The sequence below is a fragment of the Advenella sp. genome, assembly GCF_052108595.1.
In the GTDB taxonomy this organism is placed as follows: Bacteria; Pseudomonadota; Gammaproteobacteria; order Burkholderiales; family Burkholderiaceae_B; genus Advenella.
This window is the reverse complement of the sequence record NZ_JBQEAU010000184.1, coordinates 1-4,089: the sequence shown is the minus strand read 5'-3', so window position 1 is coordinate 4,089 and position 4,089 is coordinate 1. Positions and strand designations below refer to the sequence as shown.

Annotated in this window: 5 protein-coding genes; 1 reads left to right on the top strand and 4 read right to left on the bottom strand. The window is 54.8% G+C overall.

Translation table 11 applies throughout. The features are described 5' to 3' along the window. Together ACTIKR_RS20310 and ACTIKR_RS20305 are read right to left on the bottom strand one after the other, a co-directional pair. Positions 1–221, bottom strand: a 221-nt coding sequence (locus tag ACTIKR_RS20310; RefSeq protein WP_442328863.1) for a sulfatase-like hydrolase/transferase, incomplete at its 3' end; no start/stop codon positions are given. A gap of 13 nt (positions 222–234) precedes the next feature. Continuing rightward, complete coding sequence (locus ACTIKR_RS20305) at positions 235–1,218, bottom strand: Bug family tripartite tricarboxylate transporter substrate binding protein (protein ID WP_442328862.1); 984 nt, start codon at positions 1,216–1,218, stop codon at positions 235–237. 104 nt (positions 1,219–1,322) lie between these two features. Between ACTIKR_RS20305 and ACTIKR_RS20300 the strand changes: the two genes are divergently transcribed. Further along, positions 1,323–2,288 (top strand): LysR family transcriptional regulator, encoded by a 966-nt coding sequence (locus ACTIKR_RS20300; protein WP_193089004.1) that lies wholly within the window; start codon positions 1,323–1,325, stop codon positions 2,286–2,288. Positions 2,289–2,344: 56 nt separating this feature from the next. Here ACTIKR_RS20300 and ACTIKR_RS20295 read toward each other — a convergent pair whose 3' ends face one another. Together ACTIKR_RS20295 and ACTIKR_RS20290 are read right to left on the bottom strand one after the other, a co-directional pair. Beyond that, positions 2,345–3,076 (bottom strand): M48 family metalloprotease, encoded by a 732-nt coding sequence (locus ACTIKR_RS20295; protein WP_193089005.1) that lies wholly within the window; start codon positions 3,074–3,076, stop codon positions 2,345–2,347. A 240-nt stretch (positions 3,077–3,316) separates the two neighbouring features. Continuing rightward, on the bottom strand, positions 3,317–4,089 hold a 773-nt coding region (locus ACTIKR_RS20290), incomplete at its 5' end, for a BPSS1780 family membrane protein (RefSeq protein ID WP_442328861.1).

The following is a 4,089-nucleotide window of genomic DNA, read 5'->3' as shown; positions in this document are numbered from 1 at the left end:
TTGTGGCGTGCTCCATGCACCGACGGATAACGACCGGTCATCATGCTGGCGCGGGTCGGCCTACAGATGGGGGTGGCCACCTGCAGAGTGTCGAGCCGGAAACCTTTTTTTGAAATGGCATCGATGTTTGGCGTCTGCACCACGCGATTGCCATAGCAGCCCAGATGATCGGCCCGCAGCTGGTCTGTAATGAACATAAGAAAGTTGACTGGTCTGGTCATAGCTGGTCTTGCCTTATTGTTTGGCCGGTTTGTTTGATGAAGCAGCCTTTTGCCAGTGCTGCACGTTGGCGCTGACTTTATCGGCAAACGCCTGGCGGCTGGAGATATTGGGAACCATTCCCAGTGGCGTGAGTTCTTTGGCAAAGGCGCTGGATTTGATTGCTTTTTCGAATGCCGCATGTAGGCTGTCGGCCAGATCGGGGGCAAGACCGGCCGGTGCGAAAAGTCCAATCCATGACTGCACCGAGGTATCTTTCTGAATATCAGAAAAATATTGCATCTGGGCCACTTCAGCTACCCCACTGAACATATCGTCTCTGGGGTTGGCGATACCCAGGATTTTGATTCGTTTGTCAGAGAGAAACGGTTTGGCCGGCACCACGCCCGCCATCACAAGTGGAATATTTCCGGCGACGGTGTCTATCATGGCGGGGCCGGCGCCCTTATAGGCGATATGTGTGATATTGAGCCCCAATTTTTGCGCAAACTTTTCCATCGCCAGTGCGTGCACGCTGCCGACGCCGGGCGATCCAAAACTGTATTTACCAGGTGACCGACCGATAAGGTCGACGGCCTCGGTCAGCGTATTGGCTGGAAAGTCCTTATTGGCAGCCAGAATGACAATATTCTCGGCAACATCGGTGACCGCTGTAAAGTCCTTGATGGGATCATATTTCAAATCTGGTATGACAACGCTGTTGATACCATGAGTATTGGAGGTGCCCATTAGCAGCGTGCGTCCGTCCGGCTTGCTGCGCATCGCCTGCTGGGCTGCAATCGAGCCGCCGGCGCCAGGCTTGTTTTCGACGACAAGATTGATGCCTTCGTCGGCGGCCAGCTGCTTGGCCAGAATCCGGGTCAGCGCATCAACGGCGCCACCGGGCGCGTAGGGAACAATAACGGTAATCTGTTGTGGTAATGCAGTGGCTGCCATGGCTGCCGGGGCGATACAGCAAGCCAGCAGCGACGTCAGAACGCGCTTGAGGAAAGGACGCATGAAATTGTCTCCTGATATGATTATGCGCTCAAGTGTTCCACAGTTACCTTTACTCTGTAAAATTCATTTATCGACTCACCGTATAACCAATTTGGCATAACCCCATGTTTCACCTGAAAAAACGCCAGGCTGATCTGCTTGTTGCATTGGCCGAGACGCAGAATCTGCACAAGGCGTCGGTGCAGTTGCACATGACCCAGCCGGCAGCGTCCAAGGTTTTGTCCCAGCTCGAGCAGGAGGTGGGTTGTGCCCTGTTTGAACGAAGTGCAATGGGAACAGTGCCAACCGCCTACGGTGGTCTGATGATCGAATATGCCCGTCAGGTCCTGCACGCGACGCGGCGTATACAGTCCGAACTCAGTCAGGTCCAGTATCAGGGGCAGCGCACGCTTGCCATTGGTGCACTACCGTCGGCCACATTGTCGGTCGTACCGGATTTGCTCAGCGCATTGCTTGCGCAGGTGCCGGATTTGCAGGTGAGCATTGAAGATGGCATTATTGAGCCCATGCTGGAAAAACTTAGTGTCGGCCGTCTTGATATAGTAATAGGACGCCGAACGGAACTGATCGATCTGAGTGGTTTTGATCGGATCATTCTGGATTACGAACCTATGGTTCTGGTTTGCGGATTGCAACATCCCCTGGCGCAGACGCTCAAACTGGACGCAGCACAGCTGCACGACTGTACCTGGATTTTTCCGCAAGCGGGCACCTATGCGAATGCAAAGCTGATCGAACTGTGCGACTCGTTCGGACTGGCGAGCCCGACCATTGCCATCCGCTCCAGCACGACAATGACAAACGTAATCATGCTGGGGCGCGAAAATCTGGTGGCAGCCATGCCGCAGGGGATTGCCCGATATTTTGAACGGCAGAGCATGTTACGCATTTTGCCACTGGAAAAAACAGTCAATTTTGGGGAAGTGCTGCTATTTACCAACAAGCGGTTGGTGTATTCACCCAACGCCGCGCTCATTGCTCAGGCATGCGCGCTGATGCAGCAAAAAACGGCATTCAAGCGCGTATCGTCAGCAGGGGATGCATCACAGAGACCGGACCCGGAGGGTTGAACCTGCAGGACTGAACGGGAAGGAACTGCTGAACCGGCCCCGCCCGCTGGCGCAGATTACATTGCTTCGATGCGATCGGCCCGGCTGCCCGAATCGGGGTGGCTGGAAAATACGCTGGCGCTGCCTTGGGACAGGGATTCGAGCTTGCGCAGGGCGGACACCGCAGCTGATTTGTCATGCCCCTGTTCCTTGAGCACTTTCAGGCCGAAAGCATCTGCGGCGTATTCATGCGATTGGGAATACTGGGCATTGACCAGACCGTTGGCAAGAGCGCCCAGCTGGCTACCCGAAAGCGTGGACAGAATGGGTACGCCGCTGGCCGCGCCCGCCTGCTGCGCAGCCAGGGTGAGCATGCTTGACCGTGCCTGGGCCTTGGAATGCCCTTCGATGACGTGCCCGACCTCATGACCCAGAACAAACAGCAGTTCGTTGTCGGTCATCTTGTCCATCAGGCCGGCGTAGACGCGGATACTGCCATTGGGCAGCGCAAAGGCATTGACTTCGGGATTGAGATAGGCCTTGAACTGCAACGGCGTGCCCTGATAGCTGGTCAGATTACGCGTCACTCTGGCAAGCCGGGTGGCATATTTGCTGTTTGCAGAGGCAATCCTGTTCTGCGAATCGAGTTGTTGCTGGGAACTGACAGCCAGTTCCTGAATTTGTTCGTCGGAAACCGTGGCCGCTTGAAACAGGGAGGAAGCGGCGCCGACCATGCCAGCCACATCCATATTCTGGCAGGCAGTCAGGGAACTTACGGCAAGTGCGGCAAGAGCGATGGGTCTGAACATGTATTTTCCTTTAATAAAGCCTTGCCGACAGTGGCAGCCCGCAGCGCCCCGGGGGCGCAGGCAAGGCGGTCATGCGATACAGGACGGGTGTCTGAATGACAGCAAGCCCACTGAGAGCGACGTGAAATTCCTGCTGATTATATTTATTTTGTCGTCTTTTGACCATTGGGGACAGTAATAGGTGCAACAATCAGGTCCGTCAAGAGCATGCCTGCCGCATTGGCATGCCCGTCGGACCTGTTACATCACCGTGGGTCTTTCCGTGCCGAAAATGGCGGCGTAACTGGAATAGAACCCGCAGTAAATGGTCGCAACCATGATCATTAGCACCACTTGCATTACAAATGCAATCAGCAGGGCGGGCAGCCCCAGCAATACCAACAGGGGTATGACGATAAATTGCAGCAAGACAAATAACAGGAACCAGCTTAGAAAATACATCAGAAACGCCGATTTGTTGCGCCAGGACGCGACAAAAGAATAGAAAATGGCCTTGCCGATAGTGAGATCTTCCCAGCCGATCAGTTGAGGCACGTGCCAGAACATGAGGGTCACGACAAACAGCAAGATCGCCCAGCCCAACAGCAAGACGAGCGAACTGCCGTCTGGCAGGGTGTCGGCGGTAGCTTGGGCGCTGTCCTGGACGCCATAGACGATGCTGCTGATCTGGGCGATGGTCTGCTCATCCAGCAATGGGTATAGCAGCACGACGCTAAGCAGCAGCAAGAGGGCGGCGTAAATGAAACCGGAAAATGCCAGGCGGGAAATGACCTTGGGTTTTTGCAGGCTGGCTACCCAGCTTTTGGGATCAAGATGATTGAATCCTGTCGGCTTGCTCTGGATGTCTCGGCAGGCACTGACGACAATCAGGCTGGCGATGGGCATGGTAATAATGAACAGCCCAACACCGAGTACCGGGATTTGCATCAGGATCTGGCTGATCATATTGATGACAAACAGCAGCGCGAGCAATGCAAAAGGTTGCTTGCGAAAGATCTGGAAGGCATCTTTTA

Coding starts and splice junctions, on each gene's coding strand:
- ACTIKR_RS20305 (WP_442328862.1), bottom strand. CDS start 1,218: ATGCGTCCTTTCCTCAAGCGCGTTCTGACGTCGCTGCTGGCTTGCTGT.
- ACTIKR_RS20300 (WP_193089004.1), top strand. CDS start 1,323: ATGTTTCACCTGAAAAAACGCCAGGCTGATCTGCTTGTTGCATTGGCC.
- ACTIKR_RS20295 (WP_193089005.1), bottom strand. CDS start 3,076: ATGTTCAGACCCATCGCTCTTGCCGCACTTGCCGTAAGTTCCCTGACT.